The sequence below is a fragment of the Streptomyces sp. WG5 genome, assembly GCF_049974565.1.
Classification (GTDB): domain Bacteria; phylum Actinomycetota; class Actinomycetes; order Streptomycetales; family Streptomycetaceae; genus Streptomyces.
Genome location: NZ_JBNGGC010000022.1, coordinates 62786 through 80696, shown reverse-complemented (window position 1 = coordinate 80696; position 17911 = coordinate 62786). Strand labels below are relative to the sequence as shown.

Genomic DNA, 17911 nt, shown 5'->3' with positions numbered 1-17911 from the left:
CGGGCGGGGTTTCGCCGTCAGGGCGAAAGGCCGCGCCCTGACCGGCAGGTTCGGTCCTCACCTGTAGCCAGTTCAGTGTGTGAGCACCGAGGCCCGGCGGCGCGTCGCCAGGGTGCCCGCCCGGATCGCAGACCGGCGCCGGGACCACCTGCACAAGCTGACCACTCGACTCGTGCGTGAGAACCGAACGCTCGTGATCGAGGACCTGACCGTCCGCAACATGGTCAGGAACCACACGCTCGCCCGCGCCATCAGCGACGCGAGCCGGGCCGAGTTCCGGTCCATGCTGGAATACGAAGCAGCCTGGTACGGGCGGGACGCGGTCGTCGTCGACCGCTTCTTCCCCTCCTCCACACTGTGCCCGGCCTGCGGCACGACCCATGACCGGGACGTGAGTGCCGCGAGGAATCTGAAGGCCGCCGGACTGGCGGTGTCGGCCTGTGGAGCCGGTGTAAGACCTCAACGGAGCACTCCGGGCGGGCAGTCGGCAACGAAGCAGGAAACCCAGCGGGCGACCGCTGGAATCCCCCGCCTTCGAGCGGAGGAGGAAGTCAATCGGACAGCTCCTCTTCCGCGAGGTACTTGGCCAGCTCGTCCTTCTCGAAGAGGGCGAGCAGGTCGGGACGGACGGGCTCGGTCCGCTCACGGGTGAGCGCGATCCGGCCGCGCACCGGGTCGGTGGCCGCGAGGCCTCCCGTCGGGTCGGTCAGGTCGCACAGCAGGTTGACGTCGCGCCAGGCGCGGTCCATCGCCGCGTGGTCCTCGCGGGTGTGGCCGCCGCGCGACTCGGTGCGCTCCAGGGCCGCCCGCGCCACGCACTCGCTGACCAGCAGCATGTTGCGCAGGTCCAGGGCGAGGTGCCAGCCCGGGTTGAACTGCCGGTGCCCCTCCACGCCGGCCCGGCGGGCCCGTAGCCGCAGCTCCGCGAGCTTCTCCAGGGCCTGTTTCATCTCCGGCTCGCGGCGGATGATGCCGACCAGGTCGTTCATCGTCTGCTGGAGCTCCTGGTGGAGGGTGTACGGGTTCTCCGGCGGGCCGTCGGCGGGCTGCCCGTGCTCCGCCTCGGCGGAGAACGGCCGCAACGCCTCCGCGGCGGCGGCGTCGACCTGTGCGTGGTCCACCCGGGGCCGTGCTCCGGACGCCCGCTCCGCCGCGTACTCGGCGGCGTGCCAGCCCGCCCGCCGGCCGAACACCAGCAGGTCGGACAGCGAGTTGCCGCCGAGCCGGTTGGAGCCGTGCATGCCCCCGGCCACCTCACCGGCCGCGAACAGGCCCGGCACCCGCCGCGCGGCGGCCGTGTCGGAGTCGACGGCGATGCCGCCCATCACGTAGTGGCAGGTGGGCCCGACCTCCATCGGCTCGGCCGTGATGTCGACGTCGGCCAGCTCCTTGAACTGGTGGTACATGGAGGGCAGCCGGCGTTTGATCACGTCGGCGGGCATCCGGGTCGAGACGTCGAGGAAGACCCCGCCGTGCGGGGAACCCCGGCCCTCCTTCACCTCGGCGTTGATCGCGCGCGCGACCTCGTCGCGGGGGAGGAGCTCGGGCGGCCGCCGGTTCTGGTCCGGGTCGTCGTACCAGCGGTCGGCCTCCTCCTCCGTCACCGCGTACTTGTCCTTGAAGACGTCGGGGACGTAGTCGAACATGAACCGCTTGCCCTCGGAGTTCCTGAGCACCCCGCCGTCGCCGCGCACCGACTCGGTGACGAGGATGCCCTTCACCGACGGCGGCCAGACCATCCCCGTCGGGTGGAACTGCACGAACTCCATGTTCAGCAGCGGAGCCCCGGCCAGCAGCGCCAGCGCGTGGCCGTCCCCGGTGTACTCCCAGGAGTTCGACGTCACCTTGAAGGACTTGCCGATGCCACCGGTGGCGATCACCACCGCTGGCGCCTCCAGCACGAAGAAGCGGCCGGTCTCCCGCTCGTAGCCGAAGACGCCCGAGACCCGGCCGTCCGTCTTGAGCACCCGGGTGACCGTGCACTCCTGGAAGACCCTGAGGCGGGACTCGTAGTCGCCGGTCTCCGCGAAGTCCTCCTGCTGGAGCGCGACGACCTTCTGCTGGAGGGTGCGGATCAGCTCCAGGCCCGTACGGTCGCCGACGTGCGCGAGGCGCGGGTACTCGTGGCCGCCGAAGTTGCGCTGCGAGATCCGGCCGTCCTGCGTGCGGTCGAACAGCGCCCCCCAGGTCTCCAGCTCCCACACCCGCTGCGGGGCCTCCTGGGCGTGCAGCTCGGCCATCCGCCACTGGTTGAGGAACTTCCCGCCGCGCATGGTGTCGCGGAAGTGGACCTGCCAGGTGTCGCCGGAGTTGGCGTTGCCCATGGCGGCCGCGATGCCGCCCTCCGCCATCACGGTGTGCGCCTTGCCGAACAGCGACTTGCAGATCACGGCCGTACGGGCGCCCCGCTCACGGGCCTCGATCGCGGCGCGCAGCCCGGCGCCGCCCGCGCCCACCACGACGACGTCCCATTCCTGCCGGTCGACCACGGACATCAGAAGAACCTCGGATCGTCGAAGGCACCGGAAGCGACGAGGTACACGTAGAAGTCGGCGAGCGCCACGCTCACCAGCGACGCCCAGGCGAGCTGCATGTGCCGGGCGTTGAGCCTGCCGGCCAGCTGCCACATCCGGTAGCGCACGGGGTGCCGGGAGAAGTGCTTGAGCTTGCCGCCGACGATGTGCCGACAGGAGTGGCAGGAGAGGGTGTACGCCCAGATCAGCGCGATGTTGGCGAGGAAGACCAGGGTGCCGAGCCCCATGTGGCCCCACCCGTAGTCCTCGTCGCGGAAGGCGAGCACGGTGTCGTAGGTGAGGACGAGCGCGACCAGGAGCGCGGCGTAGAAGAAGTACCGGTGGAGGTTCTGCAGGACGAGCGGGAAGCGGGTCTCGCCGGTGTACTTCTTGTGCGGCTCGGCCACCGCGCAGGCCGGCGGGGACGCCCAGAAGCCCCGGTAGTAGGCCTTGCGGTAGTAGTAGCAGGTCAGGCGGAAGCCGAGCGGGAAGATCAGGATGATGATCGCGGGGGAGATGCCCCACCAGCTGCCGAACAGCTCCCAGTTCGGGCCGCCGCGCATCGGCTCGCAGTTCTCCGCCAGGCAGGGGGAGTAGAAGGGCGAGACGTAGGGGGCCGCGTAGTAGTCCGTGTCGGCGAAGGCCCGCCAGGTCGAGTAGACGACGAAGGCCAGCAGGCCGGCGGCGGTGGCGGCCGGTGCCAGCCACCAGCGGTCGGTGCGCAGGTGCGGGGCGCGGATGGCGGCGCGCGTCGGGGTGTGGACGCCGGCGCCCCGGGGGTGGGGTTCGGCGGCTGGTTGTTCCGTACCAGTGGCCACTGGGCGACTCCGGTCGGTCGGGTCGGGTGGAGGGCCTGTTCCGGGGCCTCAGGGGGCGCGGCGGTCGCGGGCGCCCAGGCCCTCGTCGTCCGAGTCCGTCCACAGGGAGCCGTCGTACGGCGTGTCGGGGATTGTGACGAGGTCCGGACGTGCGGGCGCGTCGGGTATGGCCGCCGCTGCCCGCAGCAGCGCGACGCTCTCGCGCAGATGGCCGGCGTCGGTGCGGATACGGCGGATCTCCAGGCCGCCGCTGCCCAGGTGCTGCTCCAGCCGGGCCACCGACCGGGACAGGTCGTCGAGACTGCGTTGGATCGATGCCAGGTCGTCGTGCACGGACATGACGTGTCCTCACTTCCGCCGGACACGGGACGCGACCGGCCTTGGGCGGCGACGTTCATGCGCCTGAGAGTGTCGCGCGTCACACCTGCCGCTGGGAAGGGATGTGCGGCGATTGGCCGGGGCGTGTCGGTGCACCACGGGTGGCATTGGGCCGCACGGGTGGGCTTGCGGACCGTCGCCGCCGTGTCTCCCGGCGTCGCCGAACCGTTTCCCCTTCAGTGGGCCGCATACTCGTCCACATACTAATGATCAACTCCAATAACGTATATAAGGCATAACCATCCAAAGCGACCATCACGCCCGCGGCCTTCCGGAGGTAGCAGAGATGTCCCACGTCGGCGTCGGACCGCGCGCGGTCATGCGCTCGGTCGCCTTCCTCACCGCGGGCGTGCTCGCGGTCCCCGCGCTGGCCGGCTGCAGCTCCGAGGACCCGTCGGGCAAGCCGCTCGCCGAGCAGGACATCGCCTCCGCGGCCCGCGCCCGGATCTCCGACGGCGGCACCCTGCGCTGGGCCGTGGACTCCCTGCCGGACACGCTGAACACCTTCCAGTCCGACGCCGACGCCACCACGGCCCGCGTCGCGCAGGCCGTGCTGCCCTCGATGTACCGGATGGACGAGACCGGCCGCCCGGTGCGCGACCCGGACTACCTGGAGTCGGCGAAGGTCGTCGAGACCGAGCCCAAGCAGGTCGTCGTCTACAAGCTCAACCAGCAGGCCGTCTGGAGCGACGGCCGGGAGATCGGCGCCGCCGACTTCGCCGCCCAGTGGCGCGCCCTGTCGGGCAAGGACAGCGCCTACTGGACCGCCCGCAACGCCGGCTACGACCGCATCGAGAAGATCGAGCGCGGCGCCGGGGACCTGGAGGTCCAGGTCACCTTCAGCCGGCCCTACGCCGACTGGCAGTCCCTGTTCACGCCGCTGTACCCGAAGAGCGTCACGGGCACCCCCGACGCCTTCAACGACGGTGCGCGGCGCAAGCTGGAGATCACCGCCGGCCCCTTCGTCCCGGCCGAGGTCGACACGCAGGACGACGAGATCGTCCTCACCCGCAATCCTCGCTGGTGGGGCGACCCGCCCAAACTGAACCGGATCGTCCTGCGCGCCGTGCCGCGTGACAAGCGGATCGCCGAGCTGGTCGCCGGCAAGCTCGACCTGGCCGAGATCGACCCGGACACGGCCGAGCAGGTCGCCCTGGCCGCCGCGCCCCGCGACGCCGGCACCGGCACCCCGCTCATGGGCCCGGAGGGCAGCCCGGCCGCGGGGCCGGGCGGCTCGCCGTTCCGGGCCCCGCGGGCCGGGTCCGCCGCTGAGGCGCTGCGGTCCTGGGCGGTCGCCCACGGCTCCGACGAGGAGGCCGCCGAGGAGGAGACCCTCGCCCGGGAGAAGCGGCGCGAGGCCCTGGCGAAGTTCGAACGCCGGCGGAAGGCCCTCAGCGGCTACGAGGTCCGCAAGTCACTGGAGCCCGCCTACACCCAGCTCGCCCTGAACGGCTCCGACGGCCCTCTCGCCGACGAACGCGTCCGCCGTGCCGTGGCCCGCGCCCTGGACCGCGAGAAGCTGGCGGAGGCGGTGCTGAAGCCCCTGGGCCTGCCCGCCGAGCCGGTGGGCAGCCATCTGGCGCTGCCCGGTCAGGCCGTCTACGCCGACGGCAGCGGCGCGCTCGGCGACCAGGACGTCAAGGAGGCCCGGGCCCTCCTCGCGGACGCCGGGTGGGTGCCCGGCGGGCCGGTGAAGAAGCCGGAGGACGGCGAGGAGGCGGCCGGGGCCGAGAAGTCCGAGGACGGCGAGGGCGGCGAGGACGAGCAGCCGTCCGAGGGCGGTGACGAAGGAACGTACATCGTCGGCGAGGACAACGACGGCAACGAGGACGGCAAGGACGGCAAGGACAGCAAGGACAGCAAGGACGGGAAGGACGGGAAGGACGGCGCGGAGGACAACGAGGACAGCAAGGAGGACGGCGGGGACGGCAAGAACGCGGACGGCGGGGAGGACGGGACGGACCGCGGCACCGGCCGGGAGAGCGGCGAGAAGGACAGCAGCGGCAAGAACACCGCCCGGGGCGGTGCCTCCGGCGCCTACGCCCCCAAGGGCACCGCCGCCCCGGCCGGTCCGGCGGCGGCCCCGGTCGCGAAGGACGGCAAGGCGCTCACCCTGAACTTCGTACTCCCCTCGGGCCCCGGCTCCGAGGCCCTGCGCACCGTGGCCGACCGCGTCTCGGACATGCTGGAGGAGATCGGTATCGGCACCGACATCACCAAGGTGCCGGACAAGAGCTACTTCAAGGACCACATCGCCTCCGGCGAGTACGACCTGGCGCTCTACTCCTGGCCCGCCACCGCCTTCCCCGCCACCGACGCCCGCCCCATCTACGCCAAGCCCGTCCCGGCCGCCGACGGCTCGCTGAACGTCGCGCAGAACTACACCCGGGTCGGCACCGACCAGGTCGACCAGCTCTTCGACCAGGCCATGGCCACGCTGGACCAGAAGGAGGCCCGGGGCCTGCTGCGCAAGGCGGACTCGCGGATCTGGGCGGCGGCCGGCTCCGTCCCCCTCTACCAGCGCCCCCAGCTCACGGTGGCCCGGAAGAACCTCGCCAACGCGGGCGCCTTCGGTTTCGAGACCCCGGTCCACGAGGACATGGGCTTCCTGGAGAAGGGCGCCCGGGGCTCGCGCCCGTCGACGGCTCCCTCGCCCTGACCGGTGTCCCGGACCGCCTGCCCGGTGTCCCGGAGCGTCCTGCCCGGTGTTCCGGCTGTCCTGAGCGCTGACCCGGACCGTTCCGACCGGCGTCCCGGAGCGTCCTGACCGGCGTCCCGCACCGTTGTGACCGGCGTCCCGCACCGTCCTGGCCGGCCTCCCCGGTCCGCGCGCACAGCACCTGGCAAGCCCCAGCCCCCGGGGCCCCGTACCATTGGGTGAGGCCGTGGCATGTACCGCCCGGCGGGCCCGCGTGACAAGGACGTACGCGAGGGCCGACCTCACACCCTCCGGGAGTACGCCTCATATGGCTGCGTCTACAACGCGTCACGACATCCGCAACGTCGCCATCGTCGCCCACGTCGACCACGGCAAGACCACCATCGTCGACGGAATGCTGAAGCAGGCCGGTGCCTTCGCCGCCCACCAGCTCGAAGGCGTCGACGACCGCATGATGGACTCGAACGACCTGGAGCGTGAGAAGGGCATCACGATCCTCGCCAAGAACACCGCGGTGAAGTACCACCCGAAGGCCGGCGGGGACCCGATCACGATCAACATCATCGACACCCCCGGCCACGCCGACTTCGGTGGCGAGGTCGAGCGCGGTCTGTCGATGGTCGACGGCGTCGTCCTGCTCGTGGACGCCTCCGAGGGCCCGCTGCCGCAGACCCGCTTCGTGCTGCGCAAGGCGCTCAGCCAGCGGCTGCCGATCATCCTCTGCATCAACAAGACGGACCGCCCGGACGCCCGGATCGACGAGGTCGTCAACGAGACGTACGACCTCTTCCTCGACCTGGACGCCGACGAGGAGCAGATCGAGTTCCCGATCGTCTACGCGTGCGGCCGGGACGGCGTCGCCTCCCTCACCAAGCCCGACGACGGCACGGTCCCGTCCGACTCCACGAGCCTGGAGCCGTTCTTCTCGACGATCCTGGACTACATCCCGGCCCCGACCTACGACGAGGACGCCCCGCTCCAGGCGCACGTGACCAACCTGGACGCGGACAACTTCCTCGGCCGCATCGCCCTGCTCCGCGTCCACCAGGGCGAGCTGAAGAAGGGGCAGACGGTCGCCTGGATGAAGCGCGACGGGTCCGTGCAGAACGTGCGGATCTCCGAGCTGATGATGACCGAGGCGCTCACCCGCAAGCCCGCGGAGAAGGCCGGCCCCGGTGACATCTGCGCCGTCGCCGGTATCCCGGACATCATGATCGGCGAGACCCTGGCCGACCAGGAGAACCCGGTCCCGCTGCCGCTGATCACGGTGGACGAGCCCGCGATCTCCATGACCATCGGCACCAACACCTCCCCGCTGGTCGGCCGCGGCGCCACCGGCAAGGGCGCGGACAACAAGGCGGTCGTCAAGGACCGCAAGGTCACCGCCCGCCAGGTCAAGGACCGCCTGGACCGCGAGCTGATCGGCAACGTCTCGCTCCGCGTCCTGGACACCGAGCGTCCGGACGCCTGGGAGGTGCAGGGCCGCGGTGAGCTGGCGCTGGCCATCCTGGTCGAGCAGATGCGCCGCGAGGGCTTCGAGCTGACCATCGGCAAGCCGCAGGTCGTCACCAAGCAGGTCGAGGGCAAGACGTACGAGCCCGTCGAGCGCATGACGATCGACGTGCCCGAGGAGCACATGGGCGCGGTCACGCAGCTCATGGGCGTGCGCAAGGGCCGGATGGACAACATGTCCAACCACGGCTCGGGCTGGGTCCGCATGGAGTTCGTGGTTCCGTCCCGCGGTCTGATCGGCTTCCGCACGGAGTTCCTGACCCAGACCCGCGGCACCGGCATCGCCCACTCCATCCACGAGGGCCACGAGCCCTGGTTCGGCACCCTCACGACCCGTAACAACGGCTCGCTGGTCGCCGACCGCTCCGGTGCCGTCACCGCGTTCGCGATGACGAACCTCCAGGAGCGCGGCGTGCTCTTCACGGAGCCCGGCACCGAGGTGTACGAGGGCATGATCGTCGGCGAGAACTCCCGCGCCGACGACATGGACGTGAACATCACCAAGGAGAAGAAGCTCACCAACATGCGGTCGTCGTCGGCCGACTCGTTCGAGGCGATCGTCCCGCCGCGCAAGCTCTCGCTGGAGCAGTCGCTGGAGTTCTGCCGCGACGACGAGTGCGTCGAGGTGACCCCGGAGGCCGTTCGCATCCGCAAGGTGAACCTGGACGCCCGCGAGCGCGCCCGCGCCGCGAGCCGCGCCAAGCACGGCTGATCCACCGGCCGCCTGAGCGCGGTCCAACGCACAACGGAGCCCGGGTGCCCCCGATCATGGGGGCACCCGGGCTTTTTTCAACTGGTTTTCCGGGACCCGGACAGCCGTCCGAAGCCTTCCGCGGGCCCCCGGGAGCCCTCCGAGGGCCCTCCGGTGTCCGAAACACGGAGATCGACGCCCGATAGCCATGTAACACGTCCGTTTCGCGGCCTTCTCGTCCCGAACAGTTTGTCCAGATTTTGGAAGATCTTCCTTTCAGCTGTGACTGAATTGAGATTTAAAGACGGTGGTCGGTCCTTCTGGTCATGGCAGATAGTTAGCCGCGTAGCGCTCGGGTCAATGGGTCTCGCGCTGTGGGGACAGCGCCCGACTCACGAGCACCACGGGGGTGTCTGACCTTCCGTCAGGGGTGTCGGAAGGCAGATGTGCGCCCCCTCCTGTCGGTGAACACGTGGAGTCATGAGGAGGAGCCCCATGCGCGGTGTCACGCACACCAGGTGGGTCACACGGTCCGTCGCCCCCAACTTCGCCCCGTCGGACGGCGATCGACTCTGAGGAGCGGACCGGGCCGCTGACGTCCGGGCATCCGGCTACGCGCGTCCGGCTGCGGGTTTCCCGCGTTCCCCGGGCTTTCCCGACGCTTCTTCATGATCCGTTCCGCGATCGCGCACACCCTGCGCCGGTCGCCGGTTCGGCACACCCACACCTGTGAAATGGGCGAACTGTGACAAGTCCAATCGACATTGAGGGCGGCGGAACACCGGCTGTCGTCGACGGCGCACCGGAGCCGGCCCGGAAGAGCGGGACCAGCGGTCTCGAGGGCCGTTCCCCCGGGCAGTTGATGTGGCTGCGCTTCAAGCGCGACCGGACCGGAGTCGTCTGCGCCTGGATCGTGGTCTGCTACTTCCTGATCGCCGCGCTGGCGCCGGTGATCGCCAAGCTGTACGGGAAGAACCCGTACACCCTGTACGGGCAGGATCCCGAGTACGCGACCGACACCCCCGTCCTCGACGAGTTCGGGCTGCCGCTCGGCTACTTCGGCGGCGTCTCCGGGGACCACTGGTTCGGCGTGGAACCGCAGTTCGGCCGCGACGTCTTCACCATGCTGCTGTACGGCATGCGCACCTCGCTGTACATGGCGCTGGGCGTCACCACGCTGCTGATGCTGACCGGTGTCCTCATCGGCCTGGTCGGCGGCTACTTCGGAGGCCGGACCGACTACTTCCTCGGCCGGTTCACCGACTTCTTCCTCTCCTTCCCGCAGCAGCTCTTCTTCATCGCCTTCATGCCGGTGGTGACCTCGTTCTTCGTGGACCCGCGGGACGAGACGCCCACCTACTTCCGGGCACTGGCCATCCTGATCGTGCTGTGGCTGCTCGGCTGGATGGGCATGGCCCGGCTGGTGCGGTCCACCGTGCTGTCCCTGCGGGAGCGGGAGTTCGTCGAGGCCGCCAGGGTCGCCGGCGCCTCGCCCTGGCGGATCATCCGCAAGGAGATCCTGCCGAACGTGGTCTCGCCGATCCTGATCCAGTTCACGTACCTGCTCCCCAGCACGATCCTCGGCATCGCGTTCCTCTCCTTCGCCGGTGTCGGCTTCGTCGAACCGACCCCCGACTGGGGGCGGATGTTCGCCACCGGCGCCAAGGTCGCCGAACAGGACCCGGCGTTCATGTTCTTCCCGGGCGTCGCGCTGGTCGTCTTCGTCCTGTGTTTCAACCTCCTCGGAGACTCCGTGCGGGACGCCCTCGACCCCAAGTCAGGACGGTAGGAGGGGGTCCATCGGTGGGGGGACTGCCGCCCCCGCGCCGGCCCACCGGCCGCGTCAGGCAGTGCACAGCAGTGCTCAGTGGACAACAACCCGACAGGCAGGTGCATCACCTCATGAAGTCGTTCAACTCTCGCACTGCGCGCGCCGTCATGGTCGCGCTCGCGGCGGGCTCGCTGGTCCTCACCGGATGCTCGGAGAACAAGGGCGGTGGCACCTCCGGCAAGGACTCGAAGAAGGACCAGAAGGAAGCCAAGGTCCAGTCCAACGCGGTCACCTATGCCGACGCCGCCGCGTCCACCGGGCCGGCCAAGGACGTCCCCGGCGCCAGGCCCGGCGGCACCATCATGGTCTACCAGGAGCAGGGCCTGTCCCACCTGGACCCCGGGCAGATCTACGTCTCCGACGCCGGCCAGGTCGCCAACCTGCTCTTCCGCGGCCTGACCAACTTCCAGGAGGACGGCAAGGGCAACGTCTCCGTCGTCGGCGACCTCGCCACCGACTCCGGCACGTCCTCGGACGGCGGCAAGACCTGGACGTTCACGCTCAAGGACGGCGTCAAGGACCAGAACGGCAACCCGATCACGTCCGCCGACATACGGCACACCGTCGAGCGCCAGTACGCGAAGTTCATCTTCGACGGCCCGACCTACCTGCAGACCTGGCTGAGCGGCCCGAAGTACCGCGACGCCCTGCCCGACGGCGGCTACGGCGACAAGCACCTGCCGGACTCCGTCCTGGAGACGCCGGACGAGAAGACCGTCGTCTTCCACTTCGACACCCCGCGCCCCGACCTGCCGCAGACGCTGGCCATGCCGGGCTACACGGTCGTGCCCGAGGAGACCGACACCAAGGAGAAGTACGACAAGGCCCCGGTCGCCTCCGGCCCGTACAAGATCGCGGAGTACAAGGTCGGCAAGTCCCTGAAGCTCGTCAAGAACGAGAACTGGGACCCCAAGACCGACGCGGTGCGCCACCAGTACCTGGACGGCTACGACTTCGACTTCGGCGTCACGGAGTCGACCCAGACCAAGCGCCTGATCGCCGACCAGGGCGAGGCCAAGAACGCCATCCAGCTGACCGGCGGTGTCGAGGCCACCCAGATCCAGGACGTCGTCGGCGACCCGGCCGTCAACAAGCGCACGATCAAGGGCTACCAGCCCTACGTCATGACGCTGACGTTCAACCTGGACCGGATCAAGAACAAGGCGGTCCGCGACGCCATCACCCACGCCATCAACTCCAAGTCGCTCATCGCCGGCGAGGGCGGCGCGTACGGCGGCGACGTCGCGCCCAACCTCTTCGCCCCGACCCTGCCGGGCTACGAGGCCGACTACGACCCGTACGGCCGGCTGAAGACACCGTCCGGCAACATCGAGAAGGCCAAGGAACTCCTCAAGGACGTCCCCGCCGCGGAGAAGAAGCTCGTCTTCGCCTACCGCAACAGCGAGGCGGGGCAGAAGCGCAAGGTCGCCGTCGAAGACGCGCTGAGCAAGGTCGGCCTGGAGGTCGTCTCCAAGGAGGTCGACGCGGCGAGCTTCTACGAGCAGATCGGCAAGCTCAAGAACCCGTACGACATGTACATCACCGGCTGGGGCCAGGACTGGCCGTCCCCGGGCACGGTCGTCACGCCGATCTACGACGGTGACCAGGTCGCCGACGGTGCGCCGAACTACTCGCACATGAACGACCCCAAGGTCCAGGACCTGATCAAGAAGGCGCTCACCCAGGAGCCGACCGAGGCCGCGGCGACCTGGAAGGAAGCCCACCGCTACATCCTGGAGGAGATCAACCCGTCCGCTCCGCTCTGGTACACGAAGACGTTCCAGCTCTACGGCTCGAACATCGGCGGCGCGCGCTACAGCACCGAGGCCAGCTACATCGACGTCAACGGCCTGTTCCTCAAGTCGTAACTCTCTACGGCTGACTGCGGGGGTGCGCACCAGGCGGAGCGCACCCCCAGGGTTCCGTGAAAATCCCCGACCACCTCCGCAGAGAGCAGCCATCCCGCCATGCTTCAGTTCATCATCCGACGCGCGGTCGGTGCCCTCGTCACCCTGTTCCTGATCGGTGCCGCGACGTTCTTCCTCTTCGTCGCCGCCCCGTCCGACTACGCCTCGCTGGCCTGCGGCAAGGACTGCTCGGCCACGAGACTGGAAGACATCCGCGAGGCCCTGGGCCTCAACCTGCCGATCGCCCAGCAGTTCTGGGACTTCATGTCCGGCATCGTCACGGGCCGGGACTTCCCCGAGGGCCACTGCGCCGCCCCGTGCCTCGGGCAGTCCTTCTACTCGGGGGAAATGGTCTGGACCGTCATCAAGGACCGCTTCCCGCTCACCCTGTCGCTGACCGTCGGCGCCGCGATCGTCTTCCTGATCGTCGGTCTCGGCACGGGCATGCTCGCCGCCTTCCGGCGCGGCTCGCACATCGACAAGGTGGCCACCGGCGCCTCCATGGTCCTCAGCTCCTTCCAGATCTACTTCCTCGGCCCGATCGCCCTGGCGATCCTCGTCTACGGCACGGGCGTGATGGAGGACCCCAAGTACGTCCCCATCACCGAGGACCCGGTCGGCTGGCTCGTCGGCCTGTCCATCCCGATGGTCGTGATGGCCACCATCTTCACCGCCCAGTACACCCGTATGTCGCGCTCCTCGCTGGTCGAGCAGCTGGCGGAGGACCATGTGCGCACCGCCCGGGCCAAGGGCATGTCGCAGAAGTACGTCTTCTTCCGCTACGCCTGGCGCGGCTCGCTCATCCCCATCGTCACCATCCTCGGCATCGACCTCAGCAGCCTGCTCGGCGGCGCCGTCGTCACCGAGCTGACCTTCTCCCTGCAGGGCATCGGCCGGCTCGCCGTGGACGGCGCGGTCAACAAGGACCTGCCGCTGACCATGGGCGTCATGCTGGTCGGCGCCTTCATGATCCTGATGCTGAACATCCTCGTCGACATCGCGTACGCCTGGATCGACCCGCGCGTCCGGCTTTCCTAGGAAGAGGGCATCGAGTGACCACACTGACCAAGACCGAGGGCGCGCCACCGCCCACGGGGCCCGAGGGCTTCCTGTCGGTCCGGGACCTGAGCGTGCGGTTCGCCACGGAGGACGGTGTCGTCAAGGCGGTCGACGGTCTCTCCTTCGACGTCGAGCGGGGCCGGACCCTGGGCATCGTGGGCGAGTCCGGGTCCGGCAAGTCCGTGACCAACCTGACGATCCTGGGCCTGCACAACCCGCGGACGACCACGGTCGACGGCGAGATCGTTTTCGACGGCAAGGAGCTCGTCACCGCCACCGAGCGGGAACTGGAACAGCTGCGCGGCAACCGGATCGCCATGATCTTCCAGGACCCGCTGACGGCCATGTCCCCGTACTACACGGTGGGCCGGCAGATCGCCGAGCCGTACCGCAAGCACACCGGCTCCTCCAAGCAGGAGGCCTGGAACCGGGCGGTGGAGATGCTGGGCAAGGTCGGCATCCCCAACCCGGCCCAGCGCGCCAAGGACTACCCGCACCAGTTCTCCGGCGGTATGCGCCAGCGCGCGATGATCGCCATGGCGCTGGTCTGCGACCCCGACCTGCTCATCGCCGACGAGCCGACGACCGCGCTGGACGTGACGGTGCAGGCGCAGATCCTCGACCTGCTCAAGGACCTCCAGCAGGAGTTCGGCTCGGCGATCGTCTTCATCACCCACGACCTCGGTGTCATCGCCGACGTGGCCGACGACATCATGGTGATGTACGCGGGCAGCGCGGTGGAGCGGGGCAGCACCGACCAGGTGCTCAGGGCGCCCCGGCACCCGTACACCTGGGGCCTGCTGAACTCGATGCCCCGCCTGGACTCCGACCTCAGCGCCGCGCTCGCGCCGATCCCCGGCACCCCGCCGTCGCTGCTCACCCCGCCGTCCGGCTGCCGTTTCCACCCCCGCTGCACCTTCCAGGACCGGGTCGGCGGCAACCGCTGTGTCACCGAGCGGCCGCTGCTGGGCGCGGACCGGTCCTCGGCGTGCCATCTGACGGCGGAGCAGAAGCAGACCATCTTCGTCGACGAGATCAAGCCCCGGCTGGGGTAGGGGAGGACCGGCCGACGGGCCGGGACGCCCACTAGGAGGACCTGCCGCATGAAAGAGGAATCATGAAAGAAGACCTCGTCCTCCCCGCCCCGCGCGAGGCCGCGGCCGGCGGGTCGGGGGAGCCGCTGCTGGTGGCGGAGGGCCTGACCAAGCACTTCCCGGTCAAGGGCGGCTTCCCCATCCGGCGGACCGTCGGCCAGGTCCAGGCGGTCGACGGCATCGACCTGACCGTGCACTCCGGCGAGAGCTTCGGCCTGGTGGGGGAGTCCGGGTGCGGCAAGTCGACGACCGGCCGGCTGATCACCCGCCTGCTGGAGCCGACCGCCGGGAAGATCACGTACCGGGGCCGGGACATCTCCCACGCGGGGCGCAAGGGGCTGGCGCCGATCCGGTCCGAGATCCAGATGATCTTCCAGGACCCGTACTCCTCGCTGAACCCCCGGCAGACGGTCGGCAAGATCATCTCCGGTCCGATGGAGATCAACGGCATCGACCCGGCGGGCGGCCGGGAGAAGCGCGTCCGCGAGCTGCTGGAGATCGTGGGTCTCAACCCCGAGCACTTCAACCGCTTCCCGCACGAGTTCTCCGGCGGTCAGCGCCAGCGCATCGGTGTGGCACGGGCGCTGGCCCTGGAGCCCAAGCTGATCGTGGCCGACGAGCCGGTCTCCGCGCTCGACGTCTCCATCCAGGCCCAGGTGGTGAACCTGCTCCAGAAGGTGCAGAGGGAACTGGGCATCGCGTTCCTGTTCATCGCCCACGACCTGGCCGTCGTACGGCACTTCTCGCAGCGCGTCGCGGTCATGTACCTCGGCAAGGTGATCGAGGTCGGCGACCGGGACTCCATCTACACCCGGCCCCGGCACCCCTACACCCACGCCCTGCTGTCCGCCGTGCCCGAGGTGAACCTGACGGACGGCGACGGCGACCGGCGCGAACGCATCCGCCTGGCCGGCGACGTACCGTCCCCGATCAACCCGCCGTCGGGCTGCCGCTTCCGCACCCGGTGCTGGAAGGCGCAGGACAGGTGCGCGAGCGAGGCCCCGCCGCTGGTCCGGATCGACGGCAACCGCGACGGCCACCTCACGGCCTGCCACTTCCCGGAGGAGCCGACGATCGCCGCCCGCGGGGAGGACATCGTCCTGGACCCGGCGCTGGCCGCGCTGGAGGAGCCGGACGAGGGCTGACCCGGCCCCGCGGCGAACAGACCGAGGGCCCGTGCCTGGGGAGGCGCGGGCCCTCGGTTTCCCTGGAGCGGACGTTCCGGGCTCGGGTCAATGGGCCGAGGAGGTCCGTTCCGCGGGCGGTGCCGACAGAAAAGGGGTGTTGTCAGGCGGCCGCCCGGGGGCTCTTGGTGAGACGGGGCGAGGGTACGTCATCCGTCTCGGGGTAGTGGCACGCGGTCAGGTGTCCGGCCTTGTTGCCCTCCACCTGCACCAGCGGCGGTGCCTCGGACGCGCACTTGTCCGTCGCCTTCCAGCACCGGGTGCGGAAGGGGCAGCCCGAGGGCGGGTTGATGGGCGAGGGCACGTCGCCGACGAGCCGGATGCGCTCGCGGGGCGTGTCCTCCACCGTGGCCTCGGGCACGGCGGACAGCAGGGCGCGCGTGTAGGGGTGACGCGGGTTGCCGTACAGGTCGTCGCGGTCGGCGATCTCCATGATCTTACCGAGGTACATGACCGCGACGCGCTGTGAGAAGTGCCGCACGACGGCCAGGTCGTGGGCGATGAAGACGAAGGCGATGCCCAGTTCCTTCTGGACCTTCTGGAGCAGGTTCACCACCTGGGCCTGGATGGACACGTCGAGCGCGGAGACCGGCTCGTCGGCCACGATCAGCTTGGGCTCCAGGGCCAGCGCCCGTGCCACGCCGATGCGCTGGCGCTGACCGCCGGAGAACTCGTGCGGGAACCGGTTGAAGTGCTCGGGGTTGAGACCCACGATCTCCAGGAGTTCCCGGACGCGCTTCTCCCGGCCGCCGGCCGGGTCGATGCCGTTGATCTCCATCGGACCGGAGACGATCTTGCCGACCGTCTGCCGGGGGTTCAGGGACGCGTACGGGTCCTGGAAGATCATCTGGATCTCGGACCGGATCGGCGCGAGCGCCTTCCGCTTGGCGTGCGTGATGTCCTGGCCCCGGTACGTGATCCTGCCGCCGGTCGGCTCCAGCAGGCGGGTGATCAGCCGGCCGGTCGTCGACTTGCCGCACCCGGACTCGCCGACCAGGCCCAGGCTCTCGCCCTCGCGCACCTGGAAGTCCAGGCCGTCCACCGCCCGCACGGCCCCGACCGTACGCGCGATCGGGAAGCCGCCCTTGATCGGGAAGTGCTTGGTCAGACCGCTGACGTCCAGGAGCGTTTCCGCGTTGCTCATGATGGTGAAGTCCTGTCTCTTGTACGTCAGTTGTGCCGGGATCCGGCGAAGTCGGCGAACAGCTCGCTGCGCTGCTCAGGGGGAAGGTGGCAGGCGGAGCCCCGGCCCTTCACCACGTCCAGCGGGGGCTGCTCCGAGGAGCACAGTCCCCCGCCGACCTTCTCGACGAAGGCGCACCGCGGGTGGAACCGGCAGCCGGTGGGCGGGTTGAGCAGCGAGGGCGGCGAGCCCGGGATCGGCGCCAGCGGCACGTCGACCGGTCCGTCCAGGCTGGGCATGGAACTCATCAGGCCCAGCGTGTACGGGTGCTGCGGATCGCGCAGCACCTCCTCCTTGGTACCGCGCTCCACGCACCGGCCGCCGTACATCACCAGCACGTCGTCCGCGATGTCCGCGATGACACCGAGGTCGTGGGTGATGAAGACGATGGCCGTGCCGAACTCCTGCTGGAGGTCCTTGAGCAGGTCCATGATCTGCGCCTGGACCGTCACGTCGAGCGCGGTGGTCGGCTCGTCCGCGATGAGCAGCTCGGGGTCGCAGACCAGCGCCATGGCGATCATCGCGCGCTGGCGCATACCGCCGGAGAACTGGTGCGGGTAGTCGTCCACCCGGGTCTCCGGCTGCGGGATGCCCACCCGGCGCAGCATCTCGATCGCCCGCTCCCGGGCCTCCTTCCTGGAGGCGCCGGTGTGCTTGCGGTACGTCTCGCCGATCTGCTTGCCGATGGTGTGGTACGGCGACAGCGAGGCCAGCGCGTCCTGGAAGATCATTGCCATCTTGTTGCCGCGCAGCCGCTCCAGCTCCCGCTCGGAGGCGGTGAGCAGGTCCTTGCCGTCGAGGAGGATCTCGCCCTCGATCGCGGTGCGGTCCCGGTCGTGCAGGCCCAGGATCGTCAGGTTGGTGACCGACTTGCCGGAGCCCGACTCGCCCACGATGCCGAGCGTCTTGCCCTTGGCGAGGTCGAAGGAGAGCCCGTCGACGGCCTTGACGGTGCCGTCCTCGGTGGAGAAGTGGACCTTCAGGTCCCTGACGGAGAGGAAGGGCTGCTGTTCGGTGCTCGTCACGGGGACGCTCCAGGAGGTGATGCGGGGGGTAGCCGGGTGGGGCGGTGGGAGGGGCGA

Annotated in this window: 12 protein-coding genes and 1 pseudogene; 8 read left to right on the top strand and 5 right to left on the bottom strand. The window is 69.7% G+C overall.

The window, feature by feature from the left end; all coding sequences use genetic code 11:
• Nucleotides 1-88: 88 nt before the first annotated feature.
• A pseudogene (locus tag ACP4IX_RS23270) lies at nucleotides 89-511 on the top strand (RNA-guided endonuclease InsQ/TnpB family protein); the annotation flags it as partial.
• 40 nt (nucleotides 512-551) lie between these two features.
• On the opposite strand, the gene ACP4IX_RS23265 reads toward ACP4IX_RS23270, so the two are convergent.
• From ACP4IX_RS23265 to ACP4IX_RS23255, 3 genes are read right to left on the bottom strand one after another with little or no spacing between them, the layout of a single operon-like run.
• A complete protein-coding gene (locus ACP4IX_RS23265; RefSeq protein ID WP_426556519.1) occupies nucleotides 552-2495 on the bottom strand; it encodes a fumarate reductase/succinate dehydrogenase flavoprotein subunit in 1944 nt (647 codons plus the stop codon).
• Nucleotides 2495-3331: a hypothetical protein gene (locus ACP4IX_RS23260; RefSeq protein WP_426523744.1), complete on the bottom strand. Its 837-nt coding sequence runs from the start codon at nucleotides 3329-3331 to the stop codon at nucleotides 2495-2497. Before ACP4IX_RS23260 ends, ACP4IX_RS23265 begins: the two co-directional genes overlap by 1 nt.
• A 48-nt stretch (nucleotides 3332-3379) precedes the next feature.
• Nucleotides 3380-3670: a hypothetical protein gene (locus ACP4IX_RS23255; protein ID WP_426523745.1), complete on the bottom strand. Its 291-nt coding sequence runs from the start codon at nucleotides 3668-3670 to the stop codon at nucleotides 3380-3382.
• 325 nt (nucleotides 3671-3995) lie between these two features.
• Between ACP4IX_RS23255 and ACP4IX_RS23250 the strand changes: the two genes are divergently transcribed.
• From ACP4IX_RS23250 to ACP4IX_RS23220, 7 genes are all read left to right on the top strand, one after another.
• Complete coding sequence (locus ACP4IX_RS23250) at nucleotides 3996-6368, top strand: ABC transporter substrate-binding protein (protein WP_426556518.1); 2373 nt, start codon at nucleotides 3996-3998, stop codon at nucleotides 6366-6368.
• Nucleotides 6369-6675: 307 nt separating this feature from the next.
• Entirely contained in the window at nucleotides 6676-8592 is a 1917-nt protein-coding gene (gene typA / locus ACP4IX_RS23245; RefSeq protein ID WP_426523747.1) for a translational GTPase TypA, read from the top strand.
• Nucleotides 8593-9316: 724 nt separating this feature from the next.
• On the top strand, nucleotides 9317-10360 hold the full coding sequence (locus tag ACP4IX_RS23240) for an ABC transporter permease (protein ID WP_426523748.1): 1044 nt from the start codon (nucleotides 9317-9319) through the stop codon (nucleotides 10358-10360).
• A gap of 113 nt (nucleotides 10361-10473) precedes the next feature.
• Complete coding sequence (locus tag ACP4IX_RS23235; RefSeq protein ID WP_426556517.1) at nucleotides 10474-12270, top strand: ABC transporter substrate-binding protein; 1797 nt, start codon at nucleotides 10474-10476, stop codon at nucleotides 12268-12270.
• A gap of 99 nt (nucleotides 12271-12369) precedes the next feature.
• Nucleotides 12370-13347 carry an ABC transporter permease gene (locus ACP4IX_RS23230; protein ID WP_426523750.1) on the top strand — a complete coding sequence of 326 codons (978 nt, stop codon included), beginning with the start codon at nucleotides 12370-12372 and terminating at the stop codon, nucleotides 13345-13347.
• Nucleotides 13348-13361: 14 nt separating this feature from the next.
• Nucleotides 13362-14423: an ABC transporter ATP-binding protein gene (locus ACP4IX_RS23225; RefSeq protein ID WP_426523751.1), complete on the top strand. Its 1062-nt coding sequence runs from the start codon at nucleotides 13362-13364 to the stop codon at nucleotides 14421-14423.
• Between the two features lie 62 nt (nucleotides 14424-14485).
• Nucleotides 14486-15607 carry an ABC transporter ATP-binding protein gene (locus ACP4IX_RS23220; protein WP_426556516.1) on the top strand — a complete coding sequence of 374 codons (1122 nt, stop codon included), beginning with the start codon at nucleotides 14486-14488 and terminating at the stop codon, nucleotides 15605-15607.
• Nucleotides 15608-15749: 142 nt separating this feature from the next.
• Here ACP4IX_RS23220 and ACP4IX_RS23215 read toward each other — a convergent pair whose 3' ends face one another.
• Together ACP4IX_RS23215 and ACP4IX_RS23210 are read right to left on the bottom strand one after the other, a co-directional pair.
• Nucleotides 15750-16790 carry an ABC transporter ATP-binding protein gene (locus tag ACP4IX_RS23215; protein ID WP_426523753.1) on the bottom strand — a complete coding sequence of 347 codons (1041 nt, stop codon included), beginning with the start codon at nucleotides 16788-16790 and terminating at the stop codon, nucleotides 15750-15752.
• Nucleotides 16791-16816: 26 nt separating this feature from the next.
• Nucleotides 16817-17854: an ABC transporter ATP-binding protein gene (locus ACP4IX_RS23210; RefSeq protein WP_426556515.1), complete on the bottom strand. Its 1038-nt coding sequence runs from the start codon at nucleotides 17852-17854 to the stop codon at nucleotides 16817-16819.
• Nucleotides 17855-17911: the final 57 nt, after the last annotated feature.

Bases quoted from the DNA above. Each gene is read 5' to 3' on its own strand.
- ACP4IX_RS23255 (WP_426523745.1), bottom strand. From the start codon at position 3,670: ATGTCCGTGCACGACGACCTGGCATCGATCCAACGCAGTCTCGACGAC.
- ACP4IX_RS23215 (WP_426523753.1), bottom strand. From the start codon at position 16,790: ATGAGCAACGCGGAAACGCTCCTGGACGTCAGCGGTCTGACCAAGCAC.
- ACP4IX_RS23220 (WP_426556516.1), top strand. From the start codon at position 14,486: ATGAAAGAAGACCTCGTCCTCCCCGCCCCGCGCGAGGCCGCGGCCGGC.
- ACP4IX_RS23230 (WP_426523750.1), top strand. From the start codon at position 12,370: ATGCTTCAGTTCATCATCCGACGCGCGGTCGGTGCCCTCGTCACCCTG.
- ACP4IX_RS23265 (WP_426556519.1), bottom strand. From the start codon at position 2,495: ATGTCCGTGGTCGACCGGCAGGAATGGGACGTCGTCGTGGTGGGCGCG.
- ACP4IX_RS23250 (WP_426556518.1), top strand. From the start codon at position 3,996: ATGTCCCACGTCGGCGTCGGACCGCGCGCGGTCATGCGCTCGGTCGCC.
- ACP4IX_RS23235 (WP_426556517.1), top strand. From the start codon at position 10,474: ATGAAGTCGTTCAACTCTCGCACTGCGCGCGCCGTCATGGTCGCGCTC.
- typA (WP_426523747.1), top strand. From the start codon at position 6,676: ATGGCTGCGTCTACAACGCGTCACGACATCCGCAACGTCGCCATCGTC.